The organism is Microcoleus sp. PH2017_34_RAT_O_A, from assembly GCF_020737885.1.
GTDB lineage: Bacteria > Cyanobacteriota > Cyanobacteriia > Cyanobacteriales > Microcoleaceae > Microcoleus.
The window spans coordinates 15,098-33,674 of the sequence record NZ_JAEQDD010000012.1 but is presented as its reverse complement, the minus strand read 5'-3'; the positions used below and the strand labels follow the sequence as shown (position 1 = coordinate 33,674).

Here is an 18,577-nt window from a genome sequence, read left to right as displayed (position 1 = left end):
AAAAATTGTCTTAATTATATGACGCGATTTATTCACGATCGCTTTGCTAAAGAATTTCTGGAAGAATTGCTGTCGCCGATCGGTACGGTGAATGTCGGTCGCGATGTGACAAGCGAAGTCCGAGAAATCGATGTTTACTTCACTCCTGGTACCCCAATTCCCGAATACTCCGAAAATCTAGGATTGTTGGGGAAAATGGCTGGTACAACTGCTATTTTTGAACCGTTTCGCAATCCAGTAAATGTGGTCGAGGCGATTAGCTGTATCATTAAGCTGTGGAATTTGCGAGGTGAATTGCAGCGGGGGGCTAAAAGAAAAAATACTCCCTCTGATGATGCTGAGTTGCCCAGACTGTGGATTTTAACACCTACAGCATCGAAAGCATTGGTAGAGGGTTTTGGTGCGATACCGAACTCGCAAAATTGGGTTGAAGGAATTTATTTTTTGCCGGGGCATTGGGAATCGGCAATTGTGGTGATTCACCAGTTGCCAGAAACTCCCGAAACTCTGTGGTTGAGGATTTTGGGCAAAGGGAAAGTGCAGGAAAGGGCGATCGCCCAAATGAGCGTTTTAGCAACGGACGATCCGTTGCGGATTACTGCGCTAGAATTATTGTATCGGTTACAGTCAAATTTAGTAGCTGATATCCCACAGAAATTAGAGCCAGAAGAGCGGGAGTTAATTATGGCAATTGCACCACTTTTTCGAGAACAAATACAAGCTGCACAGCAACAAGCTAGGGAAGAAGGATTAGAACAAGGGCTAGAACGAGGGCTAGAACGAGGACTGGAACAAGGGCTAGAACGAGGGCTAGAACGAGGCAGACAAGAACAACAGCGGTTAATCTTGGAAAATTTTCTGCGAGTTCGATTTGGAGAATTAAGCCCGAAAATGACTGTTTTTCTATCTCCAATATCCAAGTTGTTTGCTGCGGATTTTACGGTTTTGTTGCTGGCAATATCGATGCTGACAGTCGATGAATCGGGGCGGCAAGAAGCGGTCAAGTTGTTAGCTGAAAGTGTATTGAAAATGTTTGTTACTAACTTGGACGATCTGCTGCCAACAGCCGTGACTAATTTATTGGCTTTGCCGATCGCAGAATTGACATTGTTTGTAGAACAACTGCCACAGTTATCGGATGCTGAATTGAGGGAAAGGTTGGTTGACAGTTGACAGTTGACAGTTGACAGCAAAGTTTGAAAGCTCAAATGATGGGGGAAAGGGAGAGGGAAAGCGACGGGAGCATCTCTTTTTTGAAAAAAGCATTTTTATTATAGTGCGAGCGTCCCCGCTCGCGATCGGTGCAAGGCTAGCGAGCGTCCCCGCTCGCACTATGAAATGCTAAACTGAGATACTCCCAAAGCGACTACTCAAAACCTCAAAAATTAACCCCATCACCCATCTTCCCATCAACATTCGATCGCACTAGGAATTTAACTCCGCAGGCAAAATCAAGTGCAGCAGAGCGTCGATCGCTCGATCGCGCTCCATGGGCATAATATCTTTACCGTGCATCATCTCCTGCGTTAACTGGAAATATACCAGAGAGCCAATAAAAATCCGCGCCGTCGCCTCCGGATCGGACAATTTTAACTCTGGATGCAATGTTAAATATTCAGTCAGCCGATCGATACCCGGTTTAGCTAAGTTTCTCACAAAAGTCTGCGCTAGCTGGGGAAAACGCCCCGACTCCGCAATCACTAGCCTGACGAAATTGAGAAATTCGGGTTCGTGCGTCGCCTGATCCAATATAGTTGTGGCAATGAATCGCAGCGCTACGGCGGGTTCTTCATCCAGAATTGTAAAATGGACTTTTTTTCGCGCCAGCCACTGCACCAAGGCTGCAAACAATCCCTCCTTATCTTGAAAGTAGCTGTAAACCGTGGCTTTGGAAACTCCCCCCGTCTTGGCTACCTTGTCCATACTCGTACCCGCGTAGCCGTGGGTTAAAAATTCTTGCATCGCACCTTGCAGGATTTGCTCGCTTTTGTCACCTAATGTTCCGTCGGGTTCGATTGGTTTTGTCCTGGCCATCTCTGGTTTCTGTAATTTTTGCTTCGGGTATTGACATCATTATACTGAACGGTTTAGTATTCAAGTATGAACTAAACCGTTTAGTTTTTACCTACCCAAATCATGAGGTGTGTCATGGTACACCGATTAACAGCAGAAAGCTTATCTTCCAATTCACCCTTAGTTAAACAACTCCTAGTTGTAGCAGCGTTCTTCACTCTGGCGGCTGGGGGAACTACTGGTTACACGATCTGGCGATCGCGCCTTCCCGATCCCAACGCAGCAACCGCAGCAGCAGCCGTCGCAGCATCCCAATTAACCACAGTGACAGCTTTGGGGCGATTGGAACCGAGGGGAGAAGTGATTAAAGTTTCGGGATCTGGGGCGGCGGATGGAAGCAGGATCGATCGACTCCTGGTAAAAGAAGGAGACAGAGTGAAAACAGGTGAGACGATCGCAATTCTCGACAATCGCGATCGCCAGCAAGCAGCCTTTGACCAAGCTCAACAACAAGTACGCGTTTCCCAGGCAAATCTCGCAAAAGTGAAAGCAGGAGCCAAAAATGGCGAAATTCAAGCCCAGAAAGCCACTATTGGCCGCTTAGAAGCCGATCGCAGTAACGAGATCGCAGCGCAACAGGCGATCGTTGCTCGCTTAGAAGTCGATCGCAGCACCGAAATTACAGCCCAACAAGCCACCATTGCGCGCCTAAAAGCCGAACAGCAAGGGGAAATTCAAACCCAACAAGCAGCAATTGCTCGCATAGAAGCCGAACTCCGCAACGCTACAAACGAACAGCGACGCTACTCGCAACTGTACCAACAAGGAGCAATTTCTGCCTCAACTAGCGACAGCAAAACCCTCGCCACCGAAACAGCCCAACAGCAACTCAACGAAGGAAAAGCCAAACTGAATCAAATTCAGCAATCTCGCCAACAACAAATTAACGAAGCGCAAGCCAAACTGAATCAAATTCAGCAATCTCGCCAACAACAAATTAATGAAGCGCAAGCGAAACTCAGCCAAATTCAGGAATCTCGACAGCAGCAAATCGGCGAAGCGGAAGCAAATCTCGATCGCATCGCCGAAGTGCGCCCCGTTGACATAGAAGCAGCCGCCGCCGAAGTCGGTTCCGCCCAAGCCGCCGCCAAACAAGCCAAAGCCAATTTAGCTCTAGCTTACATCCACGCTCCCAGAGATGCTCAAGTCCTGAAAATTCACACGTATCCTGGGGAAAAAGTGGGAAACGATGGCATTGTCGAACTTGGACAAACTCGCGAAATGCTGGCGGTGGCTGAAATCTACCAAAGCGATGTGGACAAAGTACGGATTGGACAGCCAGCCAAAATTACTAGCGATTCTTTCCAGGGCGAATTGCAGGGAAAAGTAGAATATATCGGTTTGCAGGTGCAGCGGCAAAACATTGTTAACACCGATCCTTCTGCGAATATTGATGCTCGAATTGTGGAAGTGAAAGTGCGTTTGGATGCCGCTTCCAGTCAGAAAGTAGCGGGATTGACCAATTTGCAAGTCAAAGTTGCGATCGGCGGGAATTAAGAATTAAGATTTTTTTAACCGCAGAGAGCGCAGAGGACACAGAGAAAACAGAGGAAGAGAAGAGAGATATGATTGGACTAATTAAACCTTTACAACAGTTAAGAAACAGAACTCCTCTCGGATGGTTGCAACTGAGTCACGACAAAGGACGAATGGCGGTTGCAGTAGCAGGAATTGCTTTTGCTGACGTTTTGATGTTCATGCAGTTGGGATTTCAAAATGCGCTTTACAGTAGCAATACGCGCCTGCACCAAACTTTGCAAACAGACTTAGTTTTGATGAATCCCCAAGGCCGGAATTTGCTGAATTTATCTTCTTTCCCAAGACGCAGATTATATCAGGCGATGAATGTACCTGGTGTGAAATCAGCCGATCCACTTTACGTGAAAATTGCCAACTGGAAAAATCCCGAAACTAGGCAGGAAACGTCGATTATGGTGTTGGGATTTAATCCCGATCGCCCTGCATTTGACCTGCCAGAAGTCAACAAAAATTTGAACTTGATTAAATTGCCGGATACTGTGTTATTTGACCGAGCTTCAAGGGGAGATTATCAAGGGTCTATCGCCCAAATTAATCAGGGACAATCTGTTAAAACTGAGATCGATCGGCGCACAATTGCGATCGGCGGTTTATTTACAGTTGGAGCATCTTTTGCCGCTGACGGAGCTTTAATCACCAGCGATCAAAATTATCTACGCCTGTTTCCCCGACAGGATTCTGCAAGCGTAAATGCCGGATTAATTCAACTGCAACCCGGTGCTGACTCGCTGCAAGTCCAACAAGTTTTAAAAGCATATTTGCCGTCGGATGTCAAGGTTTTGACCAAACAAGAATTTATCGAGTTCGAGAAAAATTATTGGGCTAAAAATACTGCGATCGGCTTTGTCTTTAACTTGGGTGTAGCGATGGGTTTCGTAGTAGGAGTAATTATCGTTTATCAAGTTCTGTCAACCGATGTCAGCGACCATATGGCAGAATACGCTACTTTCAAAGCAATGGGCTACCGCAATATTTACTTGCTCGGCATTGTTTTTGAAGAAGCTATTATTCTTTCTGTCCTCGGTTTTTTACCTGGAGTAGGAGTCTCTGTAGCACTATATCATGTGACTCGTCAAGCTACAAATTTACCCTTATACATGACCATAGGTCGAGCATTAGCAGTATTAATTTTGAACATGGTTATGTGCAGTATTTCAGGAGCTATTGCCACTCGTAAACTGCAAGCAGCCGACCCCGCCGACATTTTTTAATCCCAATTATTCATCTCTCTCCGATCTTTCTCTGTGTTCTCTGCGCCCTCTGTGGTTAAAAAAATCCGAATCCTTAACTTATGAAATCCACTCTTGTTAACCCCACAACCACCAACCTACAGATTTCCGAGCCTGTAATTTCCATGCACAAACTCGACCACTACTTTGGTCAAGGTCAACTGCAAAAACAGGTACTTTTTGATATCAACCTAGAAATATATGCAGGTGAAATTGTCCTGATGACCGGGCCTTCCGGTTCGGGAAAAACCACGCTTTTGACATTGATTGGCGGATTGCGATCGGGTCAATCTGGCAGTCTGAAAATTCTCGGTCAAGAGATGTGCAATGCCAGCCAAGATAAATTAGTAAAGACGCGGCGTAACATTGGCTATATTTTCCAAGCCCACAACTTGCACCGCAGTTTGACGGCGCTGCAAAATGTCCAAATGGGTTTGGAAGTTCACGGCAATTTGTCCCGTGTCGAAATGCGCGATCGCTCTGGGCAAATGCTAGAATTAGTAGGACTAGAAGATAGGCTGAACTATTATCCCGATGACTTGTCGGGCGGACAAAAACAAAGAATTGCGATCGCCCGTGCCTTAGTTAGTCGCCCGCAAATTGTCTTAGCTGATGAACCGACAGCCGCCCTGGACAGCAAATCCGGGCGCGAAGTGGTCAATTTGATGCAGAAACTTGCTAAAGAGCAAGGTTGTACTATTTTGTTAGTGACCCACGATAACCGAATTTTGGATATTGCCGATCGCATCGTTAACATGGAAGATGGAAAATTAGCTTAAACAGTTGACAGTTGACAGTTGACAGTTGACAGTTGACAGATAAATTATATTGATAATAGGTAATGGAAATTGCTCATTCTTCCCTCTAGTTTCCCCAAAAATAGACATCACCCATAACTCCCCAAATTTGAATTTTGGAACTCAAAATTTTATCCAAAATCGCAAATTCCAACTCGTCCTCGGACTGTCAACTAATTGCTAACAACCAATCCTGGGCGATAAATCCCTAAATTGTGCCGATACATTTTTTCGAGTTTGGGCAGCGACGAGTCCACGGAACCGCCAAAACGCCGAAAAGAAGGCCAGATGTAAGCGAGTTTTCTGACTGCTGGCTCCAATCGACCCGCTTTTATATCTTCTAATGCACCTCGTTCTCGAATTAACTCTATAGCCATTAGGTCTTGATTTTCTGGACTGAAATCCTTGACACCGAATTTTTTGGCGAATCTGTCCCAAGTTGTGCTGAGAAACTGATACCGCCCCGCAGCGTCGGAACAGAGTTTTTTGCCGTAGCGGCGGCCACATCTCATTTCCCTGGGATGGTCGCTGAAACTGGCAAATTTGGTTCCTGTGTACTGGGTGTGGTAGCCATCGGCAGCAGCGGTGCCTTCGGCGCTGGCGATGGTGTCGAGAAATGCTTTTACCCGATCGCGCTCAATATTATCCTCGTTATCGTCGTTCCGATCTCCTTTGTCTGGTGGCTCGTCAGTTGCAACTTTCGGCAACGCTTCTGATGCCGAAGCCGGCGAGCTTTCTGCCGAGGCAGTCAGGCGTTTTGGAGGTGGCGACATTTCTGCCGAGACTGTTTGCCCCCAAAGTTTTGGGGTCATTCTACCCAAAAAAAAGCACAAACAAATGCACAAACCCCACCCCAGCCTCAAACGGAGTTGTTTGTACTGCTGGCTGTGCTCTCGCACCGGCCACGCGTAGAGGGGGATAGCTGCGGGCAAGATTCCGGTTTGCTGGCCGAAGGCGAACAGCGATTTTAGAGCTAGCAAGGTTTGCTTGTAGAAACGGGGTGGAACTTTGCGAGCCCTCATCGCTGCGGCGAAAGTCTGGATATCTGTCAGAGTCACTTCTGCCAAAGGTTTTTCTACAAACAGTTGAAAACCGTTGGCGGCCTGCCAGCTAAAGCGCTTGCTGGGGGTAGATTTGCGGTTTACCCACAGACGAATTAGCTCTTGGTCGGACATACGAAGCAGATGTCTTCCCAGATGTTCTGATGCGTACAAGAGTACCTCCTCATATCACTTATAGTTGAAGGTTCCCAGTTTATAGATGAGATGGATAGGGATCGAGGGAAACAGGCTTCAACCATACTAAGTGATACTACTAAGCGCTCACGGGGTCAAGTTTCATCGCCACTTTTTCGAGCAGTTGAGTGTAAAGTTGACCGAGTTGGGAGGCCACACCGTCCCAACTGAAATTGGCTTGGACGCGCATTCTGCCTGCTTGTCCGAGTTGCTGGCGCCATACTGAGTCAACTAACAGCCGATCGATCGCACTTGCAAAGGCTGCTTCATTTTTCGGCGGCGCCAGCAAACCGGTTTCTCGCGGCACTACGGTATATTTCAGCCCTCCCACGTCGGAGGCGACTACGGGCGTGCGGCAGGCCATCGCTTCAATGGCGACTAAACCGAAGGGTTCGTAGTGGCTGGGAACGACGCAGACATCGGCGGCTGCGTAGTAGGCGGGGAGAATGTCTCGGCTCAAGCCGCCGGGAAAGCTGGTAATGTCGCTTAAGCCTAATTCTTCAACGATGCTGCCGATACGATCGCGCTCTTTTCCGTCGCATTCCCCCTCGCGCCAGCCACCGCCAACGATCAGTTTTAAATCCCCTTTGCCTCGCAGCGCCGACAGACTGACGGCGCGGACTAAGGTTTCGATGCCCTTGCGCGGGTCAAAACGGCCGACGTACAACACCACTTTGGTTTCTGGCGCTATTCCCAACTGGCGGCGGGCCTCCGATCGCGCGATCGACCCAAACTGCTGAGTGTCGGTACCGCAGGGAATGATGTCTATATTGCCTTTTGAGGACACCAGAGACCTCATGTGCTCTTTTTCTTGGGGACTGGTAGCCACCACGCGATCGGCTGTTTCCAGAAGAGTTTTTTCCACGTGCAGCCTGGTTTTGGCAATCATCGGAATTGTCGAAACCGACTTATATTTTACTGCTGCCAAAGAATGGTAAGTATGAACTTGTCGCAGGGGTTGCGATTTTTTCAACTCCATTCCCACCCAAGAAGACAGCCAGTAATTCGTGTGAACTAAGGGATATTGAAAGCCTGACTCTAACTGAAACCTCTGAAATTCGCGAACAAAAATTGGCAAATATCCGTAAAGTGCATCGCGGGGAATAAATTCTTGCGGCCCTGCTACGAGGCGAATTGTCCGGCAATTGGGGCTGTGCTGGACAATACTTGCTTGTTCGCGATCGGATGAGCGGGTGAACATATCAACTTGCCATCCTTGTTTCGCCAAAGATTCTCCTACTTGACGCACGTAAACGTTTTGCCCGCCCGCTTCTTCTTTGCCAATTTCCACAGCCGGATCGCCGTGTACCGAGATCAGGGCGATGCGTTTTTTTGTTAATGAAATCATGATTGTTTACCAAAATTTAAAAAAACTTACCAGAAAGAATTGGTTGAAAGCCGGAACACGAGTGAGGGAGAAATTAAAATCAGACTATTCATTACTCCAATCCTTTTCCTTTTAGGTAGACGTTGCTCTCTTGGGGTCAACTGTCAACTGTCAACTGTCAACTGTCAACTGTTGAAAGCCGATTAATGTGCGATTTTGGCTACTGCGCGGGGAATGAAATGTAGCTGCTAATTGTTATTAAAGTCAAAATAGGCGATCGATAAATCATCCCTCAGGGATAATTTCACTGGAAAAATTGACAAACGACTTCCTTCTGCTGACAGAGACCAGCAGCAGCTAAAACTCTAGATAATCTAAATGGAAATGAACGAGGGTGAAGAGAATTTCCCGGATTTGAGCAGTTGTCAAACTCGAACCAGCTTTCAGCTTGCTGTTCGAGCCGATCCAGTCAGTCGGAGGTAAAATTTTCACCTGTCGCGATAAATAATTTGAACTGTGGAGAAAGCAGAAGTAAATCTTCCCAAAGACAGAATTTGACATGGCGCTCGAAGAGAAAGATAAATTATTGCCTTCAAAATTTTTCTTTCCTTCCGCCTTCCGCTTTCTGGCTGCTTCGCTCTTGCTTTTATCAAAGCCGGGGATAGACTTTAACCTCAAATTTCCCAATTGTCAAATGTTAAGAATTTTTTCGATGTTTGCGTGTGGAGGATTCCCCCTTTTCGCTGTGCAGGGTATTATTTCGCGAACCTCGCATTCGAGAGCCGTATCGGTTAGCCCAAACTTGGGTAAACTCGGCACCTAAGAACAGAATTTGAGCGGAATAATTAATCCAAAGCAGGATAATTACGAACGATCCAGCAGCACCGTAGGTAGAGGCAATACCGCTACCTCCCAGGTAAACTCCTATTAGGGATTTGCCGATCGTAAACAGCATTGAGGTGATGGCGGCGCCGATCCAAACATCATTCCAGGCAAGATCGACATCGGGCAAAAGTTTGTAAATTAAGGCAAAAAGCAGCGTAACTACGCCAAACGAGATAGCAAAGTCCACAATCTGCCAAATGCCAACAGGTAACTGCAACCAGCCGTTCAACCAATAGCTGACGGCAGCTAAAATGGCGCTAAGGACTAAAGATACTAGCAGTAAAAAACCGATGCCTAAAATCATCGCAAAAGACAATACGCGGTCTTGCAAAAATCCCCAAATGCCGCGTCCCGGAGGCGGTGAAACATTCCAAATAGTATTGAGAGCTTCTTTGAGGTTAGTAAATACATTGGAAGCGCCCCACAAAAGTGTAGCGAGACCAACTATAGTAGCAATCATTCCCGACTTGGGTTCGGAAGCTTTAAGGATTAGTTCTTGGACAGTTTGAGCGCCATCTTTGCCGATTAAACTTTGGAGTTGGGCGACGATTTGACCTTGGGCTGCGTCTGCACCAAAGACTAAACCGACGATCGCAATTACGATAATTAGCAGCGGGGCGAGGGAAAAAACTGTGTAATAGGCTAGGGCGGCGGCTAGGGTTGGTGCTTTATCTTCTTGCCATTCAGTAAAAGTTTGTTTTAGCAGCGATATGACTGTTTTTAAGTTCACTACCTTTGGTTTCCTTATACTTATGCTTCACAAAGGCATTGTAATATGTTATGAGTTTTTTCTCGTCGGCCAGAAGATAGATTTATGGATGGCAAATTGCTTTTTTTATCTATTTGTAGGGTGTGCAATGCACACCTTATGAAGACCCGTAGTGCGGATATCCGATATGTGGAGCCGTCAATCTATCTGAATTGCAAGCTAAGATGAAATGATTAACCTAAACATCTATCAGATTAGATATCTATCTTGAATAACCTTACTTGTCTGGAAATAGAAGTCGCCGAAACACTGCTGAGATTAGCAATGTTGCTGGGCTTAACACTTTTAATCGCGTTTTTTGTGGCGTCAGAACTAGCATTAGTATCAGCCGATCGCCATCAAATCCGCCAACTCGCCCAGTTGCGCGATCGCCCAAACGCGAAAACCGCCGAACTCGTCCATCAAGCGCAGAACAACATACCGCATTACCTGTCGGTGACTCAAACAGGCACAACAGCCGGAAGTCTGCTGTTGGGATGGTTGGGCGAGGGTGCGACTGTACACTGGATCGAGCCCTGGATCGACAAATTGCCGATCGGTCATTTTCCCGCGATGCTGACGGCGCATTCGATCGCAGTTCCCGTAGCTTTCATCTTCGTTACATACATCGAGATAGTATTAGGAGAACTCATCCCCAAAGTATTAGCAACCCACGCCCCAGAACGCACAGCTTTGTTACTGATGCCCGCCCTCGAAATCTGCTCGAAAATACTCTGGCCGCTGCTAGCAATTCTCAACGGTACGGTGCGGCTGCTGACAGGTTGGATTACCAGTAAACAGTCAGAATCGCTGCTACCAGCTTCCGAAGCAACTCTGATTGAAAAAGACGCTCATTCAGCCCTAATTTCCGGCGTCTGGGAAGTAACAGCAGTTAACGAAAAACTCGGGTTAAACCTGCCAACCAACCAAGCGTACCAAACAATCGCCGGATTCGCGATCCACAATTTCGGTAAAATTCCAAATAAAGGCGATCGATTTTTGTGGGGCGAATTAGAAATAGAAGCAGCAGATGTAGTAGAAGGCAGTTTAGAAACAGTGCTGCTGCGTCAGGTAACTCGCCCTTTGTTTGAGCCGCAACATCCAGAACTCGTCTTGAATTAATCCTAAATCAGGCTTAAATACTTCCTCGATCTATGTGTGTTAGGTTGTAATTAGTCGCTCAGTGCGACAACCTACCAGAAATCTGCAAATTGCATAAAGCACAGTTTATGAGGTGGATATGCTAAAAACACTTTGGGCTACTGTTCGACAAGGGAAAATTGAACTGCTGGAGTTATCAGAGTTACCCGAAGGGGCAAAAGTATTAGTAACAGTTTTACCTGATGAAGAAGCTGAGTTTTGGCTTCAAGCCAGTCAAACATCACTAGATACAGTTTGGGATAATACTGAGGATGATGTCTATGCCCAGCTACTCTAAAAATGACATAATTTTGGTTAGATATCCCTTTTCAGACTTGTCTAGTTCTAAGGTAAGACCAGCAATTGTTTTGAGTGCGCCACACGTATCTCAAGACATTATGATTGTGCCATTGACAAGCAAAACTGCATCCTTAATTGAGGGTGAGTTCGTACTCGCTGAATGGTCAATAGCAGGGTTAAATGTGGCTACAGCAGTCAAGCGAGGTTTGTATACAGTACATGAAAGCTTAGTTGTAAGAACGATTGGCAAATTAGCAGATTCTGATGCTGAGCGACTGGAGAAATCTCTCCGAGGTTGGTTAGGGTTTTAGTGCAGCAGCGACAGTTTGTCAACGAGTTTCGCAGGTGCTTAAGATTTAAATTGTACTCCATGCACCTGCAATCTGCTGTAGAGCCGTTTACTTCACAGCAAGCTCGATCGCACCCCCAACAAACTGCTCGTAATCCTCAAACAACCATTCAGGCAAACAACTATCCGCATCCTGAACTTGCAACTGTCCAGCGCGACAAAACAGCCTCGCCGCCAACAAATAATTCACAGCCTGAGGCATTCCAAACCCTTTACTCAACTCACCCACCAACGAATTCAAAACAGCACGTTCAGTATCAGTAAGCGGCTCGTTAATAAATCCGCTCCCGAGCATTGCCTTGTAACCTTTACCGAAATCGCTCCGGTACAAAAGTTCAAGTTGTTCGCCGGAAACCTTCAGCCACACATCAGCAATTTGCTTGCGAATTTCCCGCAAATCTGCTATTACCATTTCCGCCGTCGGGTCAATTTCATAAAGATTCACAGCAGCAGTTAATTGATTGAGAAACTGCGGGAGATAATCTTGGTTGACAATCGTTTGTTGATTGTCCGCGAATGGGATTTCAAAGATTTTTTCGTAATCGTCAATCAACCAGTGTGGCAAGCGGGTGTGAGCGTCAGCAACCCGCATTTTTCCTGGTACAAAGTACAGCATTCCACCCAGCAAAGCATTGATAGCTTGAGGATGCACTAACCCTTTGCTAATTTCGGTCACTTGCTGCAAAAAGTTGTGTTCGGCTTCAGTCATTGATTTGGCTTGCAAGCCGCAGCTAAGTATTGCTTGATATGCTTTGCGAACTTCCCCTCGGTAAACATTTTCTAGTTTTTCTGTGGGAACAATTAGCCAAAAATCAGCCAGTTGTTTGCGGATTTGGCGGAGTTCCAAAACTACCGATTCGTCTGACGGATCGATCCGGTAAAGATTGACGCATCCTAATAGTTGATTTGCAAATTGCGGGGATTGAATGTATTGAGCGAGTAAGTCAGAACTTGACTCCTTCTCGACGGTATCTTCTGTTTCAAAAACTTGTTCGTAATCGCCGATTAACCAGTGCGGCAAGCGGTTGCGAGCGTCGGGAATCCGCATGGTTCCCGGCGGGAAATATAGCATTGCTGCGAGCAAGGCGTTGACAGCTTTAGGATGGACTAATCCTTTGCTAATCTGGGTTAGTTGCTGCAAAAATATTTGTTCGCCTTCCATCATCGCTTGATGTTGAAAGTAGCTATGCAGCAGCATTTGATAGCTTTTACCGTCAGCACTTTTATAGGTGGCTTCTAGGTTTTCGGTGGGAACATTTAGCCAGAAATCAGCGATTTGTTTGCGGATTTGGCGGAGTTCGGATATTGCTGAGATGTTTGATGAGTTTCTTTGGTAAAGCTGGACGTTATGCAAGAGTTTATCGCCCAAGTCTGGCTGTTTGGGAATGCTATCCTGTAAGCTGCGGGAGGCTTCTAGGTGGCTAGTTTGCCAGTTGCTAAAGAGTTCTTGGAATAGTTTCGCGATCGCCCCCGAGTATGCCACACTGTCAAAACAGGCGGGATTGCCCTGCATTTTTTCCTGAATTTCCTGGCGTTTTTGCTGCCGCAGTTGCGGGTTTGTGGCGAGATTGACGGCTAGCTGAATGTAGGATGCCTCGTCACGGGCGATTAAATCGGGCATCAAGAGCGATCGTACCACTGCTGCTCCCATGCGCGATCGTAAAGTATCACCATCCCTGACAACAGTCGGTAATCCCACCTCCAGCGGATCCACAAGAGAAGTAGTCCCCGCATAGGGATAAGAATCCAAATAAACATCACCCAACTTCAAAACTTCCTTGACATCCGCACGATTCGGCAAAGCCTTCACCACCCGCAAACGCTTACTATCAATCCCATACTTCGCAAAAATCCCTTGCATATTATTCACAAAAGCCGCACCAGGATAATAATTAGTCCAGCTAGGGCCAAAAGGCATTAAAAACAGCAGAGAATTAGGAACAGCAGCCAAAATCTTCGCCCAAGTTTCCCTTAACTCCGGCACCAACTTATACAAATTAGCGCTGGAAATAAACACAACCGATTCCTCAGAAATCCCCAGGCTATTTCTAGTCAGTTGAACATTAGGAGTATAGGGTTCGAGGGTATAGCTAAAACAGCAACCCAAGCCGTCAACAGTGGCTAATTCCTCGCGATAATGCGCGCATCCCTCAATGCCAGGTTCCATCAACTTGCCAGCAATATAATAGTCAACGTGGCGCATTCCCGTAGTCACAGGAGAATTAAAACAAGTAGTTTGTACCCGCGCCAATCGATGCTGCGCCAGCAAACTAATCGGATGAGTGACAGCAGTAATATTCGTAGCAACCAACAGAATATCTAAGTCATCAGCGCGGATAGCCTGAACTTGACTCGGCAAATCACTCGGCAATTGCACCAGCCTATCCGCGCGACTCTGGCAATACTGTTCTAATTTATTACCATCCAAATTGATAGCATACAAAATAATTTCAAACTGTTCTCGATTCAGATATTCAAAAGCAGGCAAAGTCGCGAAAGTTTCCGTCATCGCCCCGAAATGCTTAGTCAGAACTCCGACGCGAATTTTCTGTCTGTTTGCAGGCCTCGCCGGAAAAATGCAATCAATGGCAGCCCCGCGATTTTTCATCGCAAATTCAATAATTTCTGCCCGTTTGGTGTAGACTTGCTTGAGGTTTTCGCTATTGAAATACAAAGGGATAAAGTTAGCAGTTTGAGTGAAAAACCAGGCGATGTCCTGCCAAATTTGTGAATTTTGGTTTTGGAATATATTGCGGTGCACGTAACTAACCCATCCCTGAACGTAGCGGCAATAATTGTCAGCCTCTCCTAGTTCTTGAAAGAGCGTCGGTGCGGCAAACATAAACTTCAGATAGTCGTTAACAAACCAATTGGGTATAGCTGCATTTTCATACTTTAGCAATAACTGATCGGCACGACGGTAGAGAGAGGCTGCTAGTAAGTAGCCAACATCTTTCAGAGTTTTAATTCCCTGGGATAGATGTGTTTCTAGTTGACCGATTAAACTTTGTTCAGTATCTGTGATTGCTTCATATTTGATCGTGCTGTTAACCAGCATTTGATATGCCTTACCTGCCTCACCGGAGTAGCATTTTTCTAGTTGCTCTGCGGGCAGATTCACAAAATAATCGGCAAGTTGTCGGCGCAGTTGGCGGATATGAGCGAGAGCAACTTGATTAGTTTGGTCTTTTTGATACTCTCCCAAGTATTGAGGAAGGGAAGCTAAAAACTGTTCGGGTGTATTAAGCTGAGCTAATTCATCAGCAATTAAGTTACCGTGTTGCTGCAAAACTTTTTCTGACCAACGCACTTCTTCGGGTTTGTAAAGTTGAGAGTGCAGGCGAACAATTGTAGCCCTCATCAAGTCTAACTTTTCGCGTTCTCCCGCCATTTTTTGGGTTCTGCTAGAGCCGTCGCCATGTTGCCTGTAGTACAGATAAGGCTGAGGAAAACGATCGCCTAACCAGCCTTTTTCATAGGCAGAAATCCAAAATTCCCAATCTTCGCATCCCAGCTTCATCACTTTTTTCAAGCCGCCAACTTGCTCGTAAATTTCTCTTCTAAATAAGGAAGTAGCGGGGGCTTGATTGTCTCTCAAAAATTTATTGGGGTCAAAATCCCCGTGGTTGACTAAATCGCAGTTTGCTCCGAAGTGCTGCACATCTGTATAGACAAAACCCACCTCCGGTTTCGCTGATAAAACTTCAACGCACTCCTCTAGAAATTTGGGATGAATTTTATCATCAGCATCTAGGAATAAAATGAATTTTCCTGAGGAATTTTGAACACCAATATTTCTGGAATCAGCGGGCCCCGTGTTGGGTTTGTCGATGAGGCGCAGCGCTTTTTGAGGATACAATTGAATTAAATAATTTGCGAAGTTGCTGGTATCATCGGTGCTACCGTCGTTGACAATGATGCACTCCCAATTTTGATAGGTTTGATTGACAACACTTTCTACAGCTTCTCTGAGTAGATTTGCGTGGTTGTAGCAGGGGATGATGATGCTGACGAGTGCTGGTTCGGGCGTGCGGTAGGGCATGGCGTTTAGCTGTGACGGAGAGATTGCAACGGGGAGGGTAGTGGCGGGTTTGATACCTCGGCGGATGATGCCGTATTCATTCCATATCTTAAGCGTTTCTTGTTGCGATCGCCCTGAACCATGTTCTAAACCTTGCTCGTTGTGGTAGTAAAGCCCAATTATTTCCGGGATGCGGAACATATTTTCGGTTTTTCCCACCCGCAACCAAAATTCGTAATCGCCAGCCGCCGTCAATTCTGCTCGGAAATAGCCGTGTTTTTCGTGTAGCGATTTTCTCCACATTGGCGCAGAACCCATGATGCAGCGTCGTTCCAGTTCCCCATAGGAAAAGTCCGGCCAATTCCACCGCGTTTGAGCTTGCGTCGCAACCCAGGTATCATTAACAACATTCGTAATTAATTGATCGCCGTAAACCAGAGCAGTTTTTGGTTGCGAGTCCAAATAATTAGCCATGATTTCCAATGCGTCGGGGCGGTGTCTGTCGTCGGCGTTCGCATTAGTAATGTATCTGCCGCGCGACATCTCGATTCCTCTATTCCAAGCTGCATAAATGGTTTCTCGCTGTGGTATCCGGCAATAAATTATGTTGGGATATCTCGATTGAAACTCCCGTGCAATTTCTCCTTCGTTCTGTTCGGAGTTGCTGTTAATTACAATGATTTCCAGTTCGCCTTGTTTGTACAGCGTTTGATCTACCAAGTCTTGCAAGCAGCCGCGAATAAATTTTTCGGAATTGTAGGTAGAAACGATCGCAGATACTTTGAAAGCTGACGGGACAGGCTGCGATGTGTCATAATTCGATAATTCGCTCTGTAAGGCTGGATCGGCTTGCGGTTGAAGGGAATGCTCAGCTACTTGAACCAAAACAGAGCTAACAGTTGCAGCCATTTTCGACCAGGAAAACTTCTTAGCTTGCTCTAACCCCGCCGCAATTAATGAGTTGCGGACAGCAGGCTTCTGTATTTCCCGCAAAGCATTGACAAGCCCGCTGACATCATCGCCATCTACATAAACCGCTGCTTTTCCTGCTACTTCTGGAATCGAACCGTTTGGACAAGTGATGACTGGACAACCGCAAGCCATGGCTTCGACGACTGGCAATCCAAAGCCTTCATATTTCGACGGATAAACTAATACCGCAGCACCCGAATAAGCAACTCTCAATTCGCTATCGCTTAGTTGCAGCGTGCGGACAGTGATTCCAGAACAATACAATTGCAGATCGGGTTCTAATACAGGTTTGCCGCCTGTGCAGACTAGATCAAAGTCAAACTTATTGGCAAGTTGAGAAAAGGCTTTGAAGAATAATATCCCATTCTTGTAACCATGCCAGCCTACCCTCTCGCCTACCAAAAGAAAATAGGGTTTAGCAATGCCGTACTTTGACTTAAAACCTGCGATTTCTTCTCTATCGGCTGGCGAGAAATTGGCGTCTATTCCGCAGTGCGCTACAGCTACAGAAGCTGAGGATATCTGCGGAAAAACCTTAACTAAATCGCGGGCTGTATTTGCTGAAATAGCTATGTAGGCTGAGGCGTGGCGGATACCGGAATGCTTTTCTCTCCACTCGGAATGAGCAAGATTTTGTCCCATCAACTCGGGAATCATGTCATAGGTCATGAATACCGATCGCGTTGACAAAGGCGTTGTATAATAAGTAGAAATAAACAAGTCTGCATTTTCTTCATCGCAGATTTGCTGTAGCATTTGGCGGTCTGCATCGGTTTGGCTGTAGTCGTAGCGGGCTACATTCCGGTACTGGATGCCGGGAATTTTGGGGGCGGTTCCCGCTCTGTCAAGAACTAGAATTTGTTTAGCAAAACCATTTTCTGCCCAGTTTTCTAGCAGCGATGTCCAGACGCGACCAATGCCGGTGCTGTTAAGCTGATAAAATACGCCGTCAATCACAATCTTTTTTAAATTTTTAGGAGATAGGGCTGCTGGAGTTATCATTGATTTGCGGTTCTCTCTGTCGGCAATTTTTCTCAAAGCTGCCTCGTAATCATGTTGGAGTAATGAGGCTTTTTTTAATTCCGGCTCTTGGCAATATGATAAGCTTTGAAAAAGTTGATGCGGGATTTCCTTTTCTGTCAAGAGGTGCAAAGAATCGCCGTTAGAGTAAAAATTTAAATTGAATTTTTCGGCAATTATAGACAGTGCCTTGGTGGTATAAATAGAAATGTGCTGACCTTCATCTAGGGCATAGTACCACCATTCGCTGGGCTGGGGATTGTTGGCTGGCAGCAATCTGGTACTGAATAAAATATTGCGAGAATATTTGAAGATTTTTTCGATCTCCGACAGCGGGTCAACAAAATGCTCAAATACTTCAAATGCTGTGACTAATTCGTAGGGTAATCTGCTATTTTCGTCAGCCTCAAATCCTTGTGCAAATATATTTTTGCAATATTTATCATGCCATGAAAAATCAAATCCTAAATCTCTCATCATCCGAACAAATACACCGTAGCCGGCCCCGTAGTCTAAAAAATTAGCGCGGTGATTAAACAAATTAAAAATAATATTATTGGCTGCGGTGGAGAACATCGTGCTTCTGGATAACATTCCCACGTCGCTGCTAGCTATGGCTTCTGAATAAGCCTCCTCAAGCCAGTACGGTTCCTCGGTTTGAACAAATCCACAATTTGAGCATTGAAAATACTCAACGTTATATTTTTTTAGTACCGTAGCCGCAGCCAAGCTGTTTGTTGGAGAATCACAAATATTGCACTTCATTTTGATTATCTAAACTTACAAGGTTGTTTAATTGACTGTCTGTATTGGAAGGCCGAATATCTCTCCCGCTTTACTCAATTTTTAATGTTGCCAAGTGATGGCAATGGGGTAGGCTAGACTGTTTTAATGCTGAGTCTTGAAATCTTCAGACGGTTTCTCAAGGGTCGATCGTTATAT

The 18,577-nt window shown here is 46.0% G+C and carries 13 protein-coding genes; 7 read left to right on the top strand and 6 right to left on the bottom strand.

Translation table 11 applies throughout. The annotated features are described in order from the left end of the window. The first annotated feature begins 18 nt into the window (after positions 1-18). On the top strand, positions 19-1,173 hold the full coding sequence (locus JGK11_RS06150; protein WP_293210975.1) for a flagellar assembly protein H: 1,155 nt from the start codon (positions 19-21) through the stop codon (positions 1,171-1,173). Positions 1,174-1,425: 252 nt separating this feature from the next. Here the strand turns inward: JGK11_RS06150 and JGK11_RS06145 are convergent, their stop codons facing one another. Further along, positions 1,426-2,034: a TetR/AcrR family transcriptional regulator gene (locus JGK11_RS06145; RefSeq protein ID WP_293178764.1), complete on the bottom strand. Its 609-nt coding sequence runs from the start codon at positions 2,032-2,034 to the stop codon at positions 1,426-1,428. 114 nt (positions 2,035-2,148) lie between these two features. On the opposite strand from JGK11_RS06145, the gene JGK11_RS06140 reads away from it, so the two are divergent. From JGK11_RS06140 to JGK11_RS06130, 3 genes are all read left to right on the top strand, one after another. Beyond that, on the top strand, positions 2,149-3,570 hold the full coding sequence (locus tag JGK11_RS06140) for a biotin/lipoyl-binding protein (RefSeq protein WP_293178767.1): 1,422 nt from the start codon (positions 2,149-2,151) through the stop codon (positions 3,568-3,570). Positions 3,571-3,638: 68 nt separating this feature from the next. Beyond that, positions 3,639-4,823, top strand: coding sequence for an ABC transporter permease DevC (gene devC / locus JGK11_RS06135; RefSeq protein WP_293178770.1), 1,185 nt, complete (start codon positions 3,639-3,641; stop codon positions 4,821-4,823). 80 nt (positions 4,824-4,903) lie between these two features. Continuing rightward, entirely contained in the window at positions 4,904-5,620 is a 717-nt protein-coding gene (locus tag JGK11_RS06130; protein WP_293178773.1) for a DevA family ABC transporter ATP-binding protein, read from the top strand. Positions 5,621-5,811: 191 nt separating this feature from the next. Here JGK11_RS06130 and JGK11_RS06125 read toward each other — a convergent pair whose 3' ends face one another. The 4 genes from JGK11_RS06125 to JGK11_RS06110 form a co-directional block, all read right to left on the bottom strand. After that, positions 5,812-6,813, bottom strand: a complete 1,002-nt coding sequence (locus JGK11_RS06125) for a glycoside hydrolase family 104 protein (RefSeq protein WP_293178776.1) — start codon at positions 6,811-6,813, stop codon at positions 5,812-5,814. Between the two features lie 139 nt (positions 6,814-6,952). Then, positions 6,953-8,221 carry a glycosyltransferase family 1 protein gene (locus tag JGK11_RS06120; RefSeq protein ID WP_293207108.1) on the bottom strand — a complete coding sequence of 423 codons (1,269 nt, stop codon included), beginning with the start codon at positions 8,219-8,221 and terminating at the stop codon, positions 6,953-6,955. A 336-nt stretch (positions 8,222-8,557) separates the two neighbouring features. Then, positions 8,558-8,878 carry a hypothetical protein gene (locus JGK11_RS06115; RefSeq protein ID WP_293178782.1) on the bottom strand — a complete coding sequence of 107 codons (321 nt, stop codon included), beginning with the start codon at positions 8,876-8,878 and terminating at the stop codon, positions 8,558-8,560. Positions 8,879-8,897: 19 nt separating this feature from the next. Further along, the gene (locus JGK11_RS06110) at positions 8,898-9,815 is read right to left on the bottom strand and encodes a YihY/virulence factor BrkB family protein (protein WP_293178785.1); all 918 of its coding nucleotides are present in this window, start codon (positions 9,813-9,815) and stop codon (positions 8,898-8,900) included. Positions 9,816-10,061: 246 nt separating this feature from the next. On the opposite strand from JGK11_RS06110, the gene JGK11_RS06105 reads away from it, so the two are divergent. From JGK11_RS06105 to JGK11_RS06095, 3 genes are all read left to right on the top strand, one after another. Next, on the top strand, positions 10,062-10,955 hold the full coding sequence (locus JGK11_RS06105; RefSeq protein ID WP_293207111.1) for a CNNM domain-containing protein: 894 nt from the start codon (positions 10,062-10,064) through the stop codon (positions 10,953-10,955). A gap of 118 nt (positions 10,956-11,073) precedes the next feature. Beyond that, positions 11,074-11,271, top strand: coding sequence for a hypothetical protein (locus JGK11_RS06100; protein WP_006633633.1), 198 nt, complete (start codon positions 11,074-11,076; stop codon positions 11,269-11,271). After that, positions 11,255-11,584: a type II toxin-antitoxin system PemK/MazF family toxin gene (locus tag JGK11_RS06095; RefSeq protein ID WP_293189957.1), complete on the top strand. Its 330-nt coding sequence runs from the start codon at positions 11,255-11,257 to the stop codon at positions 11,582-11,584. Before JGK11_RS06100 ends, JGK11_RS06095 begins: the two co-directional genes overlap by 17 nt. 87 nt (positions 11,585-11,671) lie before the next feature. On the opposite strand, the gene JGK11_RS06090 is transcribed toward JGK11_RS06095, so the two are convergent. Then, the gene (locus JGK11_RS06090; RefSeq protein WP_293196160.1) at positions 11,672-18,400 is read right to left on the bottom strand and encodes a glycosyltransferase; all 6,729 of its coding nucleotides are present in this window, start codon (positions 18,398-18,400) and stop codon (positions 11,672-11,674) included. Positions 18,401-18,577 lie beyond the last annotated feature (177 nt).